Source organism: Rhodohalobacter sp., assembly GCF_041686455.1.
Taxonomy (GTDB): Bacteria; Bacteroidota; Rhodothermia; order Balneolales; family Balneolaceae; genus Rhodohalobacter.
Window position 1 is genome coordinate 1 of record NZ_JAWLDW010000099.1, and the last position, 5,451, is coordinate 5,451.

Here is a 5,451-nt window from a genome sequence, read left to right on the forward strand (position 1 = left end):
AGCCCTGGGTGAAGCGTAGCGGTCCCCGGGGATATAAATTAGACCTTCATTTCTCCGCCGAATAGATGGATTGGTTTGGAATAATTAATTGAATTGAGGGGTATTACGGAAATCTTATTTCAATCTATTACCGCTGTTCATTTTGTCTTGATGCGCCGGTAGTCGGACAGGTAAAAAAGAGACGAAATAATCAAGCCTGCCTGCTCCCGAAAGCATTCGGAATTGGTAAGGCAGGGCTGAGAAAAATTGACAGTGTGTTCTGCTTGAATGAGTCACAAATTCAATGCCTGTTAATTATATAATTCCGTCAGTTCGCGGTGCCCCGATGCACTTAATCGGGGAGCTTGTCGAGAACTTTGTATTACTTGGCACTAGCTTCTCGACTTCGTTCATTGCGCTACGCTTCATTCACTGCTCTCCGAAAAATAGTCGGAGCGCAGCGCAGTGACGGCAGAGACTGGTGAATTTGTGTTTTTCTCATTCGCACATTTACACTTTTTCCTGTCAATTTCTCAAGGCCGTTTTGTTCAGTTTATCGATAGAGAAAAAGTTCGTAAATAATATATTGCATATCGATTGACGAATCACTGTATGACCGAACTGCGATGTACGATTTGAAGTGGAATAGGAAAATTGATGATAAATCAATCTCTCCTGATTAAACTTTGAAGCACTTCAGGGAATCGATATGTGTTATGAGGTTCCATGACTACACAAAGGTAGTTTCGAACTCATACTGTGGAGCGGTTCATACGCGGTGTCTATTTTAAACCTCAGATTTTCCCATTAACGAGTGTAGGTGCCTGCAGCTCCGCTGCACATGAATATCTTCAGCATCAATTTGAATTGTGATGGTGAATAGACGATCTGTTGACACCGCCTCAACAAGCCCTGAATGTAAAACAAGTCCCTCCATTCGGCGGTTTATTGGTGTTTACCACTAAACCCATCAATGAATTGATGGGCTAGGTTGTGTGTCATGGCTACGCCATTGAATTACTAACTGGGTATCATTTGCAAACCTTACACCGTATGCCGTAAACCGTAAACCGAATATCATTCGCATCTCGGCGCGGACAGGATCCTTCTAAAGATGGAACGCTGTCAGCTTTCATGGATATCCGACTCATTTTTAGGAACCCGATATACCATCGAATTGATATTCATACCGGCGCCGACGGAGGCAAATATGATGGTGTCTCCGGGGTTTATACTGTGGCCGTCCAGTTGTTTGCGGAGGATCAAATCGAGCAGGGTAGGTACGGTTGCCACGCTTGTGTTGCCGAGTTTGGAGATGGTCATCGGCATGATATCATATGGCATCTCTTGCTTATCATAGAGTTTAAAGAGACGTTGGAGTATTGCTTCATCCATCTTCTCATTGGCCTGGTGAATCAGAACTTTATTGACATCCTTCAGATCGAGTCCCGCTTTTTCGATCGACTTTTTGACGAGTCCCGGAACGTTCGATAAGGCGTATTGGTAGAGTTTTCGACCATCCATTTTAAGGTATAGAGTGTCATCGGCGCTCTCATCATATGAACGATCCATATTCAGATAGTGAACCTGAGTTTCTGTATCTGTACGTGCGACATGGGACAGGATACCTGAATCACTTCCGGAGTTGTTGGCTTGCAAAACGGTAGCACCGGCGCCATCGGCATAGATCATGCTGTCGCGATCGTGGGGATCACAAATACGCGAGAGTGTTTCTGTACCAATTACCAAAGCCGATTTGGCATCACCGCTGCGAATATAATAGTTCGCCTGAATTACACCCTGAAGCCAGCCGGGACAGCCAAACGGAAGGTCATAGGCCACGCAGTAGGGATTTTTGATACCCAGTTTGTGTTTCACTTTTGAGGCCAACGATGGGACCATATCCACTCTGCGGTTTTCGGCGCGAACATCACCAAAATTGTGAGCTACAATAATATAATCGAGTTTTTCTCTATCCAGTCCGGACATCTCAATGGCTTTTTCGGAGGCTTGTGCTCCCATATCGGAGGCGAGCATATTGTCGTCGGCATAGCGTCTTTCCTCTATCCCGGTGATCTCTTCGAACTTATTAATTGTCTCCTCATTGTCCTTATCGAAAGGAGTGCCATCCTTTTGTAAAAACGTATTGTCGAAAAAATCGCTGTTGGGTATAACTTTATCCGGAATGAATGATCCTGTTCCGGTTATGATGGTGCGGATTTGCTGAGCCATAAAAGGGATGACATATTTAGCGTTTGATAAACTTAAATAGTGATATACAAAATTTGTTATTGAATGTCGAGTGTTTCAAGCTTCAGGCTACCATCGTACCCCCGTCGGCATGCTGCAATTGCAGGCTGAAGGGTAATTCAGGCTTCAGGCAACAAGTTTCAATTCGCTATTCGGAGTTCAAATCACAATTGCAGAAGGGGTCGCCTGACCCGTTTCGTTGACTGTCTCATTTTTCACATTGTTAGAATACTCATCCCTTTTTCCCCTCTCTAATCTCTCCGTTCTCAGAGAGGGGAGACGATGTTGCAAAGATTTTATGTCAAATAAAATCCTTGTCTCTTTTGTCTTGATACAAAAGAGACATAAAAAATCAAGGCTGTGAGAAATTGACAGCGTGTTCTGTTCGAATGAGTCACAAATTCAAGGCCTGTCTAATTAATACCTAGTATCTTTGCTTATAGGAGGCTGGTGAATTTGTGATTTTCTCATTCTTACATTCACACTTGTTTCTGTCAATTTCTCAAGGCCGTTTTTACTCTGTCAGCAAGCGTAAGGCTAATAGATTTAGTAAGTCAATTTGCAAATCGTCGTTTGTAATTCAGAGTTCAAACTACACTTGTGGAACGGGTCTCCAGACCCGTTGAATTGACTTACATCTCACTTTGCATTTATTCAGAAGACAGGTCTTGTTCCCATCTCGCTTCACTACGTTCTCAGAGGGGGAAACGTTTGAAATGTGTTTTCCATGGTGTAAAAGAGGTTGGTCTATAAACACGTCTTTCACCGTAGACCGTAAACCATAGAACGAAAATCGTTCAGATCCAGACGCTGTCAACATCCCGATTCGAAATCTCGTGATCGAAAACGCAGCCAGGATCTTCAATTCCGTAAAACGTATTCCGAATAACGCACAACATAATTCAACAATGAAATGTATTTCCACAAATCCGATAAAAACTATTTTTCTATTTGAACACTATCTCATTTCTCCGGAATTTCCTGTTTCAAAATTCTGTTGTTTGAGCTTTGAATAGCCAATTAATTTATAGAACCGAAACGACCTTAGCTTTCTGATACCATGAATAAAAAAATTCTGCTGAACGAGTCTGATATCCCCACACATTGGTATAATATTGTAGCGGATATGCCTAATAAGCCGCTGCCACCGCTTAATCCCAGAACGAGACAGCCTGCCGGCCCGGATGATCTGAGTCCGATCTTTCCGAAGGGATTGATTGAGCAGGAGATGTCGGCCGAACAGTACATTGAGATTCCTGATGAGGTTCGAGAAATTTATAAAATCTGGCGACCGACACCGCTCTATCGTGCCACGGGACTTGAAAAGATGCTCGATACACCCGCGAAAATCTATTACAAATACGAAGGTGTGAGTCCAAGCGGATCGCATAAACCCAATACCGCTGTTCCTCAAGCCTACTACAACAAGCAGGAAGGCGTGAAGAGCATCACCACCGAGACCGGAGCCGGTCAGTGGGGAACAGCGCTTGCGTTTGCGTGTTCCCAATTTAACATGAACTGTGAAGTGTATATGGTGCGGATCAGCTACGATCAGAAGCCTTACCGCAAAGTGATGATGAACACGTACGGGGCAGAAGTGCACGCATCGCCAAGCAACCGCACCGAAGCGGGCCGAAGAATCCTGGAGAAGTCACCCGACACGAGCGGCAGTTTGGGAATTGCAATCTCGGAGGCGATTGAGCGCGCGGTTGGAGATGATCAGACCAAATATTCGCTGGGATCGGTGCTAAACCACGTTCTTTTGCATCAAACTATTATTGGTCAGGAGACGATCAAGCAGATGGAGTATGCCGGAGACTACCCCGACATTGTGGTGGCTCCATTAGGTGGCGGATCCAACTTTGCAGGAATCTCTTTTCCGTTTTTAAAAAATAATCTTACCGATGGAAAGAAAACCCGTTTCATAGCGGTTGAACCGGCTTCCTGTCCGAAACTGACTCGCGGTAAATTTATGTACGATCATGGCGACTCAGCCGGATATACACCGTTGTTACCGATGTACACGTTGGGTCATAATTTTACGCCGGCCGCTATCCATGCAGGCGGGCTGCGATATCACGGGGCCAGCGTTCTCTGCAGCCAGCTTTTGAAAGATGATCTGATTGAGGCCACCGCTCTGCAGCAGCTCGAGTGCTTTGAGGCCGGAGTGATGTTTGCCAAGGCGGAAGGAATTATTGGCGCACCCGAAGCCAATCATGCCGTAGCACAGGTAATCCGTGAGGCGAAGCAAGCCAAAGAAGAGGGAACCGAAAAAACGATTCTCTTTAACATGTGCGGACACGGATTTGTAGATATGGCCGCTTATGACGACTATTTTGCCGGCAAGCTGAGCGATCACAAAATTGAGGATCAGACGATCTCTGATAATATCAAAGAGATCGAAGAGCTGCAGCCGGAAGCGTAGAAGTTCTTGGTTTACGGTATTCGTTAAAAATCCCCGTCGGCATGCTTCAGTTGCAGGCTGACGGGTTTAGTTCAGGTCTCATGTTTCAGCCTCAGGCGAGAAGCTTCACTTCGCAATTCGGTGTTCAATCCACAATTGTGCAACAGGTCACCAAACCCGTTGGATTTACTACCCCTTCCCCTTGTGTGTTAATAAATCTTGTAGGTGAGGCTATGCCTGATCAGATATAATTGCAATTTGAGGGGCATCGCCTCAACATTATTACGATCACTGAACCAGACTCTCTTTTCGGCGATTATTTTTTCGATCCTCATTACCACGGGTTGAAACCCGGAGTTAATCACATTTTGCCCCGCTAAGGCAGGTACTTTATCCCTTCTGTATTCTGTAGCTGCAGGCTTTTCTAGAACAATGTTTCAGGTTTCAAATCACAAATCGTCATTCGTGGTTCGGAGTTCAAATCACCAATTTGCAATGATCTTATGTCAAACACTTTTTTCTCTACTTGTAAGGACCAGTTAATGACTAATTCCCTTTACAATTTCGAGCGAAGCATAGACAAAACCCTGACTAGTAAATTGACTCCGAATACTGATTTGGATTAAGGAATAGCCATTTCAGACCATAACATTAGATAGAATTAATCATTGAAAGCTCTCAATTTACATTTCATATGGTATATTTAGTTACTACTTGTGTTTAGGTGTGTAAAAAGTGAGAGAAGAAGAGAAGAAATTACTGACAAACACAATGTAGCAATTTTAATAAGGAGAGAATCAAAACCATGGGAAAGTCAG

3 protein-coding genes are annotated in these 5,451 nt (G+C 44.2%); 2 read left to right on the plus strand and 1 reads right to left on the minus strand.

What is annotated here, in order from left to right; genetic code table 11:
* Positions 1–1,104: 1,104 nt before the first annotated feature.
* Positions 1,105–2,211, minus strand: a complete 1,107-nt coding sequence (locus tag ACESM0_RS10700; protein WP_372906204.1) for a 3-oxoacyl-ACP synthase III family protein — start codon at positions 2,209–2,211, stop codon at positions 1,105–1,107.
* Between the two features lie 1,078 nt (positions 2,212–3,289).
* On the opposite strand from ACESM0_RS10700, the gene ACESM0_RS10705 reads away from it, so the two are divergent.
* Entirely contained in the window at positions 3,290–4,654 is a 1,365-nt protein-coding gene (locus tag ACESM0_RS10705; protein ID WP_372906205.1) for a TrpB-like pyridoxal phosphate-dependent enzyme, read from the plus strand.
* 41 nt (positions 4,655–4,695) lie between these two features.
* Complete coding sequence (locus ACESM0_RS10710) at positions 4,696–4,884, plus strand: hypothetical protein (RefSeq protein WP_372906206.1); 189 nt, start codon at positions 4,696–4,698, stop codon at positions 4,882–4,884.
* Positions 4,885–5,451 lie beyond the last annotated feature (567 nt).